The sequence below is a fragment of the Rhodococcus chondri genome, assembly GCF_036327435.1.
Taxonomy (GTDB): Bacteria; Actinomycetota; Actinomycetes; order Mycobacteriales; family Mycobacteriaceae; genus Rhodococcus; species Rhodococcus chondri.
The window spans coordinates 19,330-31,780 of record NZ_JAUZMZ010000047.1; the positions used below are offsets into that span (position 1 = coordinate 19,330).

The window sequence follows — 12,451 nt, forward strand, 5'->3', positions numbered from 1 at the left end:
AGGTTTTACGCCCCGGTCGGGCACCGCCGACGAGTCCGCGCCCCGAATCGATCTTTGCGCCTGTAGCAACGTGGGTAAAGACCCGTTCATCGCGCCAACTCTGAGATGACCGTGTCGGCGGCGGCGAACAATCCTGGCCGGCCGCCGTCACCGACCATGGCCTCCGCTTTCCCCGCGATCGCCGGATTCGCACCGCCGACGGATTGCAGAGTGAGCAGTGCGATGGCGACGACGCCCGCCGTGAGGAACACGGTGACGACCCACACCGACCGTGCCCGAAGCAGTTTCAGCCATTCGACGGCCAGCGTGGCCAACATTACGGCGCGGCAAGCGCGAAGCTCCCGCCGCCTCACTCGGCGCTGTCGGCCGGTAACGGCGGCAACGGTCGCTCGGTGGGGAGAGGCTCGCCCGGAGTCCAGGCATCGAACGGCACCTGCAGCGTGACGCTTCCGGCCCGTTCGAAAGTGAAGGTGACCGGATAGGTCAGGCCGGGGCGGATCACGTCGTCGGGAAATTCCCCGCGCACGGTCACCGGCTGATCCGGCGCGCTGGGGTTATCGAGTTGCTCGACGGGTTGCCCGGCGGACAGCGCGGTCCCGGGACGGATCTCACGTGCCTGCTCGGGTCCCTCGAGACGCAGTGAGGTCGCTGCCTTCGACTCGACGGACACGAGCCGGTCGGTGGTGCCGGAATTGTTGATCACGGTGAATGCGACTTCGACCTGCCCGTAACGAGCGTCGCCCGAATCGCTCGGCTCGGCGTGGAAGTAGACATTGCGCAGGTCGAGGTCGCCGAGTTGGGCGTTGGTACCGTTGATCGCCGCTGTCTGAGTGCTGGTCTGGGATATCTGTCCGGCGCCGCACGCCACGGTCAACCCTGCCACGGCTACCAGAGCGATGAGGAAGCGGACGCGGCGATATCGAGGCATGCGGGACCGGTGGACGGAATACACGGTATTGCTCCTTTCGTCGAGGTGTCCCGTTCGATGTGCGTACCCGTACGGATGCCCCGCACTCGTCGGTGCCTGTCTCGAGAGGGCAACGATTGACGACGCAGAGTGCGGGTATGCGCCGAAGCATGGGGTTTTGTTGGGTACCGCGAATCTTCGGCGTACGGATCGTGGCCGGCCCCGGCGTCTTCCGACAGGAGCGGTGGGCATGACGTGGGTATATACCGTTCTCGGCGTGATGCTCGTGGCCGTGGCGCTGCGCGATATCTTCGCGACACTGTGGCACCCCCGCGGCCTGGGCACCGTGTGCCGGTGGGTCTTCGGCATGATCTGGCGTGTCGCCGGGCGCGTCCGCCGCCGCGGACGCGCTCTCGGATCGGCCGGACCGATGGGCATGGTGGCGACGGTGGCGCTGTGGGCGACGATGATTGTCGTGGGGTGGGCGTTGATCTATCTGCCGCATATGCCGGCCGGCTTCTCTTTCGCGCCCTCGCTGCAGCCGCAGGAATCGTCGGATCCTGTTGAGGCTCTGTATCTGTCGCTGGTGACCGTCGCAACCCTCGGTTACGGAGACATCACCCCCGTCTATCCCGCCTTGCGGCTGCTGGTGCCCCTACAGGCGCTGATCGGGTTCGTGTTGTTCACCGCGGCGATCTCCTGGGTGCTGCAGATCTACCCTGCGTTGCTTCGCCGACGGGCCGCTGCTCGTAGCGTGAGCCTGCTGGATTCGACAGATTCGGCCGAAGTCGCGGCCGCCGGCGATACGAGTGTTGCGTGCGCACTTCTCGACGGCGTCACCGACGCACTGACAACGGTCGAACTGGATCTCATGCAGTACCGCGAAACGTACTTCTTCAGGGAGACCGAAGCCGACCGGTCGTTGGCCGCGACGCTCGCGTATGTGCCGGAGCTGGCGAAGGCAGGGCAACGATCGTCGGCAATGGAAGTGCGGCGCGCCGCCGTCCGGCTCGACGAGCAATTACGTTCGCTGACCGGGCATCTCGATGATCAGTACCTACGCACCGGCGGTTCACCCGCCCAGATCTGCGCCGCGTTCGCCGCCGACCACCGGCACCGGCCCTCGGGCCGGTGATCCGGCAGGTCGAATGCCGCAGAACTACCCGAGAGAAGTGAGCAGATCCCGGCATGCCTGCTCGCAGCGTCGGCATGCGTCGGCGGCAGATCCTGCAGTGTTCGTGCATGGAACTGTGCTCGGCACAATCGTCGCCACATGCCTTGCAGTCAGAGCAAACGAGGCTCCACCGAACCGCCCGGCACTTGTCGCGTACCCGAACAATCGTCGGGATAACGCCGCGCTCCGTATCGTCCGGGCAAAGACGAAACGGCCACGTTTGACCGACGATGAACCGGGGCATTGCAATCGCGTAACCATGTACCGGCCGAGGGCGCTCGTCCTTGGTCGCCGCACTACAGGTCATTAACGTAGATCGCAGATCACCTTCGACGATCCGCGCACTCGTCCCTGGCAGACAGGAGAATACGATGCGAACCCGAAGCCGACTTTCCAGCCTTCTCACTGTGCTGGTGCTGAGCTGGCTGATCATCGGTGCGATCGCGGCCGGGCAACGCGGGTACTACAGTGACGCCTCGACCAACTGCGCCAGTGTGGGCACCATCGCCCTCACCATTGTGGCCGGACCGTTGAACTACCTGGGTGTGAACCCGACCGTCGACTGCGAATATCCCCAGCCCGACTCGTAGGTGAGGGCCTCTCCGGTTGCCGTCAGAAGTCCTCGTCGATGCACGCCAGTCGGTCACCGGCCATGCCGGCTTCTCCGGGCGCGGTCATGGTGCGCTGCGCGTGGAGCACCACGGAATTCGCCTCGTCGTCGCGGAACTCCCACTCGACGGTCGACGATGCCTGGGCGTTGCCGGCCTCGTCGGTGGTGATGTCGAGCCAGACCTCGTTCTGCGGGTTCGCGTAGGCGGGGTCCGTCGACGGCGATTCCGGGGTGGCGGCCGGATCGACGTCGTTCTGATAGTGCGGTCCCGCATCCGACGTTTCGCGTCCGCACGGTTGCGTGTGCACGTGCACGCCGAAGTCGCGACTCGGTGCCAGACCCGTCGCGGTGAGCGTGACAGTGGTGCGGCCGTCGCTCTCCTCGGATTCGACGGTCACGACCGACCCCACAGGAACCGCCGTCTCGTCGTACGTGAACGCGTCCTCGTCGGCACCGGGTTCGCCGGGCACCCGGAACGCCCCCGTCAGACCCGGGGGCGGCGGGACTGCGGTGGTCGTGGTTTCGGAAGTGGTGGGGAGTGGCGCTTCGACGGTGACCTCGTCCGTCGGCTCGTCGCTGCCGCATCCGGCGATGACGAGAGCAGCCACAGACGCCCCCGCGAGCAAGGTGGTGTGTCGTGGGTTCATGAATGAGGCATACCCGCCCCGCACCGCCCTGAACTCCACCTCGTCCGGAGGTCGGCAGTCTCATTTTCGACCGACTCGGGACGAAAGTACCTACATTGCCCGAAATGGTCATTTTCGGTAACGAACGATTTACCTCCCGCGACAGTCCGGCCAACTATCGCCTCAGATCGGAACAGTCGTGAATCCTCCCGCGGGTTGGCATCCAGATCCCTACTTCGACTCGAGCATCGAACGCTTCTGGGACGGTAAACAGTGGACCGACCAGACCAGGCCGGTCGGCTCCGGTACTCCTGGGGCGAAGAAGCGGCGTAAGTGGCCGTGGATCGCAGCCGTTGCAGCCACCGGAGTCTTCGGCATCGCTGCATTCGGCGGGGAAACACCCGAGGCGACAACAGTTCCGGTTGTTGCGACGACCACCGTCGAAGCACCGCGCACCACCACGGCAGTGCCCACCACGACGAGGCCCACCACGACTGTGCCCACCACGACGAGGCCCGCCCCTGTCACAACCACCACGACGATCGTGCCCGTCGTCCCACTGGTTCCGCAGACCACGACGTCGACGACGCGCTACACGCCGCCACCCGCCCCGGTATACACGCCGCCGCCCACCACCACCCGGCCCGCTCCTGCGTACACGCCGCCGCCCGAGCCCGTCTACACACCTCCCCCGGCACCGATCTACACACCACCGCCGGTGGTAGCGGACGTCCCGTCGGGTGTGCCGTACAAGAACTGTTCTGCGGCCCGGGCTGCCGGGGCCGCACCGGTTTATGTCGGCGAACCGGGATACGGAACCCACCTCGACCGCGACGGCGACGGCGTCGGCTGCGAATAGCCCTGCACAACCGAGACCCTCATCCCTCCAGCGGGAGTGTCCCGCGCGTGACGGAAACGGAGACCTGTCCGCCCGCGCGGGCTCGCTCGAGATACATGCGCGATCCCGGATCCTGGGTCAGTGAGCCGCAACGGCAGTGGTTCTGCCGGCCACTATGCTCACCAATCCGGACGGATCCACAGGAAGAGCGTTCCCTCGCCATGCCACGTGGCCGTCGGGTCGCACAAGTACGAGATCGGTCTCGTAGACCGTGCGCGCTGTCGCGTCGGCGACCGCGAGAACTCGAACAGGCAGGTTCGCCGCGCGTGCAGCGTCGACGAGACCGGTGGTGGCCTCTTCACCGATGAAGCTGACGATGGTGAAGGTGTCGCGGTAGGCGTCGAGCATGGATTGCCCATCCGGCAGCCGGACGTGTGGTGCGCGTGCGCCGGGCAGTGTGGTGGGAACGTAGGTCGCACCGTCATTCTCGGGCACAGGACTGCCGTCCGAGACGATGACCGGAGAGGCGTACAAATATCCCATTTCCACGCCGAAGCTCTCGTGCTCCCCGGTGTTCGACGCAAAATACTCCGCAAGCGCCCGCCGGTGCTCTTCTGCCTCGGCAGTGTCGGATTCGATAAGTGTGTGATCGATGAGCTCCTGGGCCTTGACGTGGACGCCGAGATGACGGAAAGACCAGTCCCGTGCCATGATCGCGACCGGTCGACGCTCGATTTCGTAGCTGTCGAGAAGGTCGTTGCCGCCGAATCCTCGGATGACCGCGGCGAGCTTCCATCCGAGATTGACTGCGTCGGCGATGCCTGTGTTCAGGCCGTATCCGCCGGTGGGGATGACTTCGTGGGCGGCATCGCCCGCCACGAACAGCCGCTGGAGGCGGTAGCGGTCTGCGACGAGTACGTTCGCGTGCCACACACTGCTCTGCAGAACTTCGTCGACCTCCAGATGCCGGCCGCACACAGCATCCAGCAGTTCCTGCTTGTCGATATCTTCGGTACGCACACCATCGGTGATGGCGCTGGTCTGCAACGTCCATGTATCGCGCTCGTCCTGGGCAATGATCGCCCCGACCCCACCTCCAACGAAGAAGGTGTGCCAGAACTGACCGTGTACGTGCAGGGTTTCGAGGTCGCGGGACTTGAAATGCACCTGGCAGAAGGTGATGACGCCCCGCTGTCCTTCCATGGTCAGTTCCATGGCGCGACGCACGACCGATCCCGCGCCATCACATCCGACAACATAGTCCGCTTCGAGCGTGTGGACGGTGCCGTCCACCGGGGAGGTGATCTCCACCCGGGCACCGTCGTCGTCCTGGGTGACGGCGGTGACACGCCACGGGCGGAGAATTTCGATGTTCTCGTCTGCGAGACAGCGGCGCATGAGCAGCTTCTCGACCTCGATCTGGGTCACCCGCTGCCACGCATGGGCAGGGGTAGTGCCGTCGTTCTTGGATGCGATCCGCTCGGACATCTCATCTACGCCGGGGTACTTCCACCGGCCTACCTGTCGTCCCGCCATCGAGGTGCAGAAGACGACATCGTACGAGTGCTCCGATGCGACACCGACAGAACGAATTTCGTCGACGAGACCGAGCCGGGCCAGCAGCTCCATGCTCCGCGCGTTGGTCAGATCCATCTTCGGAAAGCTCGTTGTCTGCGGAGCTTGTTCGACGAGGGTGCTCCGGATCCCGTGCATGCTCAGTTCGAGAGCGAGAATCATCCCTACCGGTCCGGCACCGGAGATCACGACCGGACGTCGCGACGACACGTCGATCGTGGCGGTGACGTCCGTCGGCGACGACTGACGGCTGGTCGAGTCATGTCCCGGATCGCGGCTTGTCGGGTGGCTCATTGCGTTCCCTTCGAAAGAGACGCGACACCGACACAGTCGTGGAGTACGACTGTGTGGGGGTGCCGCAGGCAGGTCGGGTGGAAGTGGGGTGGAATCACTGAGGTATGCGCCTGCTGCCGGGTAGAACCCGGTAGCTTCTGGAACTCGTGATCAGCGGGTAGCGCGGACCGGACTGGGATCCATGAAAATCGAGTATTCGGCTACTTTTTCGTTCTCGATACGGATGCGGGTGACCGCAGGGAGGGTAAACGTGGTGCCGTCGTTCATGGTGTAGGTGACGTTCACGTGCAAGGCGATGACATTCCCGTCGCACCACTGCTCGAGGATGGCGTGATGCATTCCGGCAACCGATCCCAGGTAGGACGCCACCCACTCCTGGATGGCCTCACTTCCCTCGACCGGGTCGTTGTTTCCCATGCGAAAGACACAGTCCGCAGAGAAGAAGCCGAAGAAGCGGATGATGTCGGTGTCCGCAGCATGAAGAAGGCTACGGGCGATCTCGAGTGCGGAGACATCTTCCGACGTTGTATCGAAGGTCATGGCGTTCACTTCCGTTCGCGTTGAGTGTGCTGCGCTCCGTGCACAGATGAGGCGTGCCGATCGGCCCGTCCGAGTGCTCTAGAGCAGCGGGTCGGTGACCGGAAGGTCGAGCGTGAAGCGACCGATCGTTTCCGAGGCAGTGTCGATGTCGAGGAAGGCGTGCACCGCGAGGACGCCGAGGTCGCGGTGGAAGCGTTGGATCGGTGAGGAGGTGCGGAACCCGTCGCCACCGATTCCGCGCACCATGTCGTTGAGAGCATTACGGCACAGGTCGGTCATGAACGCGGCTTTCAGCTTCATCTCCGCCCGATCTTGCGGATCCGACTGCTCGGCACGTCCCGCAGTGAGTCGCTCGAAGAAGGCGTGCAGAAGCGTTTCAGCCGCGTCCGCCGCGGCCAGGGCACGACCCAATCGCATCTGCGCAGCCTGCTTACCGGATGCCTTCTCCTGACTCAGTGTTCCTTGTCGCTGTCGGGTGCGGTCGATGAACGCGTTCGTTGCTCCTCGCATGGCGCCGACGACAACTGGGGTCACCTCTGCCATCGCGAACGGTAGGAACGGCAGATGGTACATCGGGTTCTCGTGAAGCAGCATGCCGGGCGCTGCGCCGGCCAGAGCGAGGTCGAACGGACCGGTCCGGTAGTCGGGGACGAACACGTCCTCGACAGAAACATCGTTGCTGGCCGTGCCGGACATTCCGGAGATGTACCAGGTGTCGTGGATCTTGACCTCGTTGCGAGGCACAAGGAACCACAAGGGCGCCGGGGGGCGACCGTCTTCGATGGAAAGACCGGCGAAAGTGAACCATTCGGCGTGTGCAGAGCCGGAGTTCCAGGCGGTCTGACCGGTGATCCGGTAGCCACCGTCAACCTTTTCCACGCCGCGTAGCGGGACGGCGGTACCGGCGGTGAGACTGTAGGGCTTGTCGGCGAACATCTCTCGTTGCGCCTGCTCGGTGAAGATGTTCACCCGCCATGCGGCGCCGATGTAGAAGGAGGTGACCCAGCCCGTCGACGGGCACGCTGCGCTGATGGCGCGAACGATGTCGGCCGCGACGTCGAGACCCAGCTCGAGGCCTCCGTACGCCTTCGGCGTCAGCGTCGACAGAATCCCCGACTCGATCAGGTCGGTGATCGTCTCATCGAGCGGTGCCCGGTTCTCCTCGGTCTTCTGTGCACGTTCGGCAAAAACCGGCACCAGGTCGTTGACGCGACTCATCAGTTGATCGGCAGTGAGGTCCATGATTTTCTCATTTCGATATGTGGGGGGTCGAACCGTTCGGTGCGAAATCAGCTCGATCGCAAGGAGTCCGAACAAATTCGACGCTTAGCGTTCGGTTTGCTCGTCGGGTGCCACGAGGGTGAGGCCGTATCTGCGTGCCAGCGCTTCGGCGTCGCAGGGACCGGCTGTGTTCGTCGGATCGCTGACTCCCTCCAGGTCGGCGAACACCGCACCGGAGAATCCCGGTAGTGCGATATCGGTCAGCGCGAGGGCACTGGCGGCGACCGTAAGTCGATCGCGTAATACGTCCGGATTTACGCGCACCGGCACCACGTGTCCGGGCCTGCCGAAATCGTCGACGCCCGATCGTGGGTCTCCGAGCACTCGGGCGGTGTGCGCCCGCTCAGCACCCGAGATACCTGTGGTGGTTCCGGAAGAGGCGTCGACAGTGACACATTGGCCGTACCCGGGCGCGGAGGGTGTGCGCAGACTCGGAGTGGCTTCGGGCAGGCCGAGCCGGTCGCAGTCCCTCTCGTGGAGGGCGACCTGAACGAATCCCGTGCTGTGTCGAATGACGAAGGCCATCTGCTCGGTGGTCACTGTGCCGGCGCACCCGACGAGCACGATCCGAGCACAGTGCCGCAGGATGATCAGTTCTCCTCGCGCCAGGGCACACATGCCTTCGGCCGCCGTAGACCACAGCATGCGTGTGGGGGCGGCATATGCCACGGAGGTGGTCATGACATTCCTCTCCGAGAGGGTGGGTGCCGGCGGTTATACGGTCTCCAGGGCGGAGTGCGTACCGAAGGCGCGGCGGTGGTACGTGAGAGGGCTGCCGTGCTGCTGGTCGGCGGCAACGACGTTGCCGAGCACAATCATGTGGTCACCGCCTTCGAGGATCCGGTCGACCGTGCAGGCCACCCATCCGGCTGTGCCGATGATCCGGGGAAGGTCGTGATCGATCTCCCACCGAACCCCGTGAAACTTACCGACCCCGTCTTTGGTGGCGAATTTCATTGCGGCGCTGTGCTGGTCACTGGACAAGATGTTCAGGCCGAACTTTCGTGACTCGGTGACGAGTTCAAGGGTCTCGGATCCTCGATCGAGGGAAACCACGACCATCGGGGGGTTCATCGACAGCGAGAGGAACGCGCTGACGGTGGTGCCGACGGGTAGTCCACCATTGATGGAGGTTACGACGGAGACGGGAGTGGCTACGTGTGCCATCACGTCCTTGAATGTTTTCTGTAGCGAGTCCAACGGATGCGTCCTTCTGTCGACCGCGAGGGATGCCACGGGTCTGGAGGATTGGGATGCCGTGCTCCGCTTCTGTTGCTCTTACCGCGGTGACCGGCTGTGTTCCAGGACACAATTAGACCGCACGGGTTGCGCGGTGCGCATTGGTGCGCAGCCCAAGGTTGTTCGGCAACCTTGGTTTCCGGACCACTCCGGAGTCTGGCGAATGGTCAACTCGACGCGAGCCGGCCTCCTCGAAGCCACTCGTGGATACGGAGCGCGGCGCGCAGATCGGTGGTCGTCTCCCCCGCATGACCGCACAAGTCCAACGCCTTGTGAACCCGGTAGGTGACCGTGTTCTTCGATATGTGTTCGAGGGCGGCCACCTTCGCCAGGCTGTGGTCCAGGTCCAGATAGCGCCGAAGGGTCAAGCGAAGATCCTCCATGCGCGGTTCATCCTGTGCCAATGGGCCCAGAAGACGCGAAGCGAACTGTCTCGCCGCATCCGGATCCGCCAGGAGCAGCACTTCGAGTGCGACGTGTTCGTGGGCGACTGTGCAGGGGATCTGTCCCGGACGAAGCCGGATCAGCCGTTCGACCGCCTTGGCTTCGGCGTGACTTCGCCGAAACCCCTCCACACCGGAGCCCACCTGTCCCACAACGACAAAAGCATCGTCGAATGTCGGTAGTGTGTCCCGTTTCTGCGAACTCCCGGGGACCACGGTCCCCCACGCCCACACCGTTTGGAGTCCCACCGGAAGCACCAGTGAGGCCGATGGGGCGCCCCACTGCCGCATGACGGCGTCGACGACGGTGCGAAGATCTCGTGTCGAATGCGGCCCACTCCAGGCAACGAGCGCCGCGTGGGGACCCGTGAGCGGATAGCCGAGAACTCCTTCGGCGTGGGCACGATCGATGTCCTCGGCGCCGAGGATCTTATTCACAAGATCGAATCGAGCTGCGGATACTCCTGCAGCCCAGGCACTTTGCTCCTCGATGAAGGCAGAGGCCGCCCCAGCCGTGAAATCGTCGTGCACTTCGAAGAGCAACACCGAGATACGACGAAGTTCGGCACTGCTCTCCGTCGGCGGAAGCAGGAGAGTCGCTGCATCGAGAAAAGCCGCAGCCAGGACCGCGTATCCCACGCGAATGGTACGCAGCAGGTCGTCGAGCTCCATGCCCCGGCGGGCGAAGTCCCGGGCAATCTCGTCGACCTCGGCACTCACCAGTGAGTCTTCGGACTCACCCAGACCCGCCACCATAATCAGGGCGCGCAACGCGGTGGAGGTGGTGGCTCGCCGTATGGCCACCATGGCATTCACCTCATCTGCGAGGGCAGGGATCTTCTCGCTGATCCTCATGGCGATGTCTCGACCGACTTCGACCGCCCAGGTGACGGCTCCGTCGCCGAGAGCAGCTCTGACCTGTTCGGCATCCGGACTCAGCCACTCGGCCTCCGACTGCGGGGGACGGTTTCCCGACAGTCCATAGGTCCAATGCCGCACTTCGTCATCCTTCCGATCCGGCCCCCGGCCACCGTGAGCACATCACCCTATTGGGCTCCAGACCAACTCCGCGCGATTTTCTCGAGGTCCAGCCAGTAGCCGCCGAGGACGAGATCGCATGAAATTGTGAGACAGATTACGTGATAGAGGCCACACACCGAAACGCTTGTTTCACCTGGATTCCGCTGCGGCCTCTCGCCGACGACACGCTCAGCTTCGAAGGAGTCACCGATGACCTCCACGCCCAAGTTCGCCCATGTTGTGCTGCAGACCAGTCGATTCGACGAGATGCGCGACTGGTATTGCACCGTCCTCGATGCCCATGTCGTGTTCGAGGGACACGGTCTGTGCTTCATCACCTTCGACGACGAGCACCACCGGATTGCCCTGCTCGGGGCCCCTGTCGAACTGGAGCCACGAAATCCCGGTGCAGCGGGCATGCACCACACCGCATACACCTTCGACACTCTCGAAGACCTGCTCGATCGCTACGACCTGCTCAAGGCGAAAGGCATCGAACCGAGGGTACCGATTCAGCACGGGGTAACAACCTCGCTGTACTACCAGGATCCGGACGGGAACTTCGTCGAGCTGCAGATCGACAATTTCGCCACCCCCGAAGAAGCCACCGAATACATGCACGGCCCGGAATATGGCAACAACCCGGTCGGAGTGTCGTTCGTCCCGGATTTGATGCGTGAAGCACTAGCAATGGGCACACCGGCGTCGGACATCACCACCCATTCCTGGGCTCTTCGCACCAGCCCCGACCTGCCCGACCCGATGGCGGCTCTGACCAGCTGATTCGGCCCTCGCTACTGCAATCTTTCTCATCGACTCCGAAGGACTCGTGTTCTCATGCGCGTGGCAAACCAATCCGGCAGACTCACACTCATCGCTGACGGTCGCGCTCTGGATGTAGACACCGCCAGTGGCGGACTTTTTTCGTCGGACCCCCAGCAGATCTTCGAGCGGTGGGACGAGTTCGTCTCGTGGGCGAAGACGGTGGATTTCTCCGACGCCGAGCCGATAGTCGAGTCCGAGCTACAGGCTCCGGTTCCTCGACCGGGTCAGATCTTTGCCGTCGGCGTGAACTACGCCGACCATGTCGAGGAATCCGGTCTCGAACTGCCGGATGCGCCGTTCGTGTTCACGAAGTTCCCGGCGTCGATCACCGGCCCGTACGACACCATCGAGCATCCCGGTGGGTCGGTCGATTTCGAGGTCGAGCTTGTCGCGGTCATCGGCAAGGAAGCCCGCCATGTTCCGGCAGACAAGGGCTGGGACTACGTCGCGGGCCTGACGCTCGGACAGGACCTGTCCGAGCGTGAACTACAGCTGTCCGGGCCGGCGCCGCAACAATTCTCCCTCGGCAAGTCGTTCGCCGGTTTCACCCCGATCGGACCCGTGCTCGTGACGCCCGACGAGTTCGACGACCGTGACGACATCGGAGTCGGCACCGTGCTGTCGGGCGAGCTCATGCAGCAATCCCGGACCCGGCACTTGATCTTCCCGATCCCGGTCCTGGTGTCCTACCTGTCGTCGATCCTGCCCTTGCGACCCGGCGATCTGATCTTCACCGGCACTCCGGCGGGTATCGGCTTCACCCGCGAACCGAAACGGCTCATCGGCGTCGACGACGAACTCGTCAGTCGTGCCGACGGCATCGGAGAGATGCGCCACCGCTTCACCGCGACCGGACGCCCGCACCCCCTCACCACCATCTCGAAAGACCTCAGGAGCATTCATGTCTGACATCAGTGTGCCGGTGCTCGTCGTCGGCGGCGGCGGATGCGGTTTGACCACCTCGATCCTGCTGTCCGAGCACGGCATCGATCATCATCTCGTCGAGCGGCATACCGACACCTCACCGCTACCCAAAGCGCACTACCGCAACCAGCGCACCATGGAGGTGCTCCGGCAGT

The 12,451-nt window shown here is 63.9% G+C and carries 15 protein-coding genes and 1 pseudogene; 6 read left to right on the plus strand and 10 right to left on the minus strand.

All coding sequences use genetic code 11. The annotated features are described in order from the left end of the window. Positions 1-86 precede the first annotated feature (86 nt). The gene (locus Q8814_RS10565; RefSeq protein ID WP_330151966.1) at positions 87-317 is read right to left on the minus strand and encodes a hypothetical protein; all 231 of its coding nucleotides are present in this window, start codon (positions 315-317) and stop codon (positions 87-89) included. 32 nt (positions 318-349) lie between these two features. Then, positions 350-952, minus strand: coding sequence for a copper chaperone PCu(A)C (locus Q8814_RS10570; protein ID WP_330151967.1), 603 nt, complete (start codon positions 950-952; stop codon positions 350-352). A 205-nt stretch (positions 953-1,157) separates the two neighbouring features. On the opposite strand from Q8814_RS10570, the gene Q8814_RS10575 reads away from it, so the two are divergent. Next, positions 1,158-2,042 carry a potassium channel family protein gene (locus Q8814_RS10575; protein WP_330151968.1) on the plus strand — a complete coding sequence of 295 codons (885 nt, stop codon included), beginning with the start codon at positions 1,158-1,160 and terminating at the stop codon, positions 2,040-2,042. Between the two features lie 24 nt (positions 2,043-2,066). On the opposite strand, the pseudogene Q8814_RS10580 reads toward Q8814_RS10575, so the two are convergent. Then, positions 2,067-2,190: pseudogene (locus tag Q8814_RS10580) on the minus strand (four-helix bundle copper-binding protein); the annotation flags it as partial. A gap of 262 nt (positions 2,191-2,452) precedes the next feature. Here Q8814_RS10580 and Q8814_RS10585 point away from each other — a divergent pair. Further along, entirely contained in the window at positions 2,453-2,671 is a 219-nt protein-coding gene (locus Q8814_RS10585; protein WP_330151969.1) for a hypothetical protein, read from the plus strand. Positions 2,672-2,693: 22 nt separating this feature from the next. On the opposite strand, the gene Q8814_RS10590 is transcribed toward Q8814_RS10585, so the two are convergent. Then, entirely contained in the window at positions 2,694-3,338 is a 645-nt protein-coding gene (locus Q8814_RS10590; RefSeq protein ID WP_330151970.1) for a superoxide dismutase family protein, read from the minus strand. 178 nt (positions 3,339-3,516) lie between these two features. Here Q8814_RS10590 and Q8814_RS10595 point away from each other — a divergent pair, with 178 nt between their 5' ends. Then, complete coding sequence (locus tag Q8814_RS10595; RefSeq protein ID WP_330151971.1) at positions 3,517-4,176, plus strand: excalibur calcium-binding domain-containing protein; 660 nt, start codon at positions 3,517-3,519, stop codon at positions 4,174-4,176. A gap of 117 nt (positions 4,177-4,293) precedes the next feature. On the opposite strand, the gene Q8814_RS10600 is transcribed toward Q8814_RS10595, so the two are convergent. The 6 genes from Q8814_RS10600 to Q8814_RS10625 all read right to left on the minus strand — a co-directional run bounded on the left by Q8814_RS10600 (position 4,294) and on the right by Q8814_RS10625 (position 10,526). Next, positions 4,294-6,024, minus strand: a complete 1,731-nt coding sequence (locus Q8814_RS10600; protein ID WP_330151972.1) for an FAD-dependent monooxygenase — start codon at positions 6,022-6,024, stop codon at positions 4,294-4,296. A 150-nt stretch (positions 6,025-6,174) separates the two neighbouring features. Beyond that, the gene (locus Q8814_RS10605) at positions 6,175-6,564 is read right to left on the minus strand and encodes a nuclear transport factor 2 family protein (RefSeq protein ID WP_330151981.1); all 390 of its coding nucleotides are present in this window, start codon (positions 6,562-6,564) and stop codon (positions 6,175-6,177) included. A 78-nt stretch (positions 6,565-6,642) separates the two neighbouring features. After that, entirely contained in the window at positions 6,643-7,806 is a 1,164-nt protein-coding gene (locus tag Q8814_RS10610) for an acyl-CoA dehydrogenase family protein (RefSeq protein WP_330151973.1), read from the minus strand. Between the two features lie 84 nt (positions 7,807-7,890). Beyond that, a complete protein-coding gene (locus Q8814_RS10615) occupies positions 7,891-8,526 on the minus strand; it encodes a 3,4-dihydroxy-2-butanone-4-phosphate synthase (protein ID WP_330151974.1) in 636 nt (211 codons plus the stop codon). A gap of 33 nt (positions 8,527-8,559) precedes the next feature. Further along, on the minus strand, positions 8,560-9,012 hold the full coding sequence (locus tag Q8814_RS10620) for a flavin reductase family protein (protein WP_330151975.1): 453 nt from the start codon (positions 9,010-9,012) through the stop codon (positions 8,560-8,562). A 239-nt stretch (positions 9,013-9,251) separates the two neighbouring features. Beyond that, on the minus strand, positions 9,252-10,526 hold the full coding sequence (locus Q8814_RS10625) for a PucR family transcriptional regulator (protein ID WP_330151976.1): 1,275 nt from the start codon (positions 10,524-10,526) through the stop codon (positions 9,252-9,254). A gap of 231 nt (positions 10,527-10,757) precedes the next feature. Between Q8814_RS10625 and Q8814_RS10630 the strand changes: the two genes are divergently transcribed. From Q8814_RS10630 to Q8814_RS10640, 3 genes are all read left to right on the plus strand, one after another. After that, positions 10,758-11,330, plus strand: coding sequence for a VOC family protein (locus Q8814_RS10630; RefSeq protein WP_330151977.1), 573 nt, complete (start codon positions 10,758-10,760; stop codon positions 11,328-11,330). Between the two features lie 54 nt (positions 11,331-11,384). Beyond that, a complete protein-coding gene (locus tag Q8814_RS10635; protein WP_330151978.1) occupies positions 11,385-12,281 on the plus strand; it encodes a fumarylacetoacetate hydrolase family protein in 897 nt (298 codons plus the stop codon). Continuing rightward, the coding region (locus Q8814_RS10640) for an FAD-dependent monooxygenase (RefSeq protein ID WP_330151982.1) at positions 12,274-12,451 on the plus strand (178 nt) is incomplete at its 3' end. The genes Q8814_RS10635 and Q8814_RS10640, both read left to right, overlap by 8 nt.

Excerpts from the sequence above, each read along its gene's own strand:
- Q8814_RS10565 (WP_330151966.1), bottom strand. The coding sequence starts at position 317 with ATGTTGGCCACGCTGGCCGTCGAATGGCTGAAACTGCTTCGGGCACGG.
- Q8814_RS10575 (WP_330151968.1), top strand. The coding sequence starts at position 1,158 with ATGACGTGGGTATATACCGTTCTCGGCGTGATGCTCGTGGCCGTGGCG.
- Q8814_RS10585 (WP_330151969.1), top strand. The coding sequence starts at position 2,453 with ATGCGAACCCGAAGCCGACTTTCCAGCCTTCTCACTGTGCTGGTGCTG.
- Q8814_RS10590 (WP_330151970.1), bottom strand. The coding sequence starts at position 3,338 with ATGAACCCACGACACACCACCTTGCTCGCGGGGGCGTCTGTGGCTGCT.
- Q8814_RS10600 (WP_330151972.1), bottom strand. The coding sequence starts at position 6,024 with ATGAGCCACCCGACAAGCCGCGATCCGGGACATGACTCGACCAGCCGT.
- Q8814_RS10605 (WP_330151981.1), bottom strand. The coding sequence starts at position 6,564 with ATGACCTTCGATACAACGTCGGAAGATGTCTCCGCACTCGAGATCGCC.
- Q8814_RS10610 (WP_330151973.1), bottom strand. The coding sequence starts at position 7,806 with ATGGACCTCACTGCCGATCAACTGATGAGTCGCGTCAACGACCTGGTG.
- Q8814_RS10615 (WP_330151974.1), bottom strand. The coding sequence starts at position 8,526 with ATGACCACCTCCGTGGCATATGCCGCCCCCACACGCATGCTGTGGTCT.
- Q8814_RS10620 (WP_330151975.1), bottom strand. The coding sequence starts at position 9,012 with ATGGCACACGTAGCCACTCCCGTCTCCGTCGTAACCTCCATCAATGGT.
- Q8814_RS10630 (WP_330151977.1), top strand. The coding sequence starts at position 10,758 with ATGACCTCCACGCCCAAGTTCGCCCATGTTGTGCTGCAGACCAGTCGA.
- Q8814_RS10635 (WP_330151978.1), top strand. The coding sequence starts at position 11,385 with ATGCGCGTGGCAAACCAATCCGGCAGACTCACACTCATCGCTGACGGT.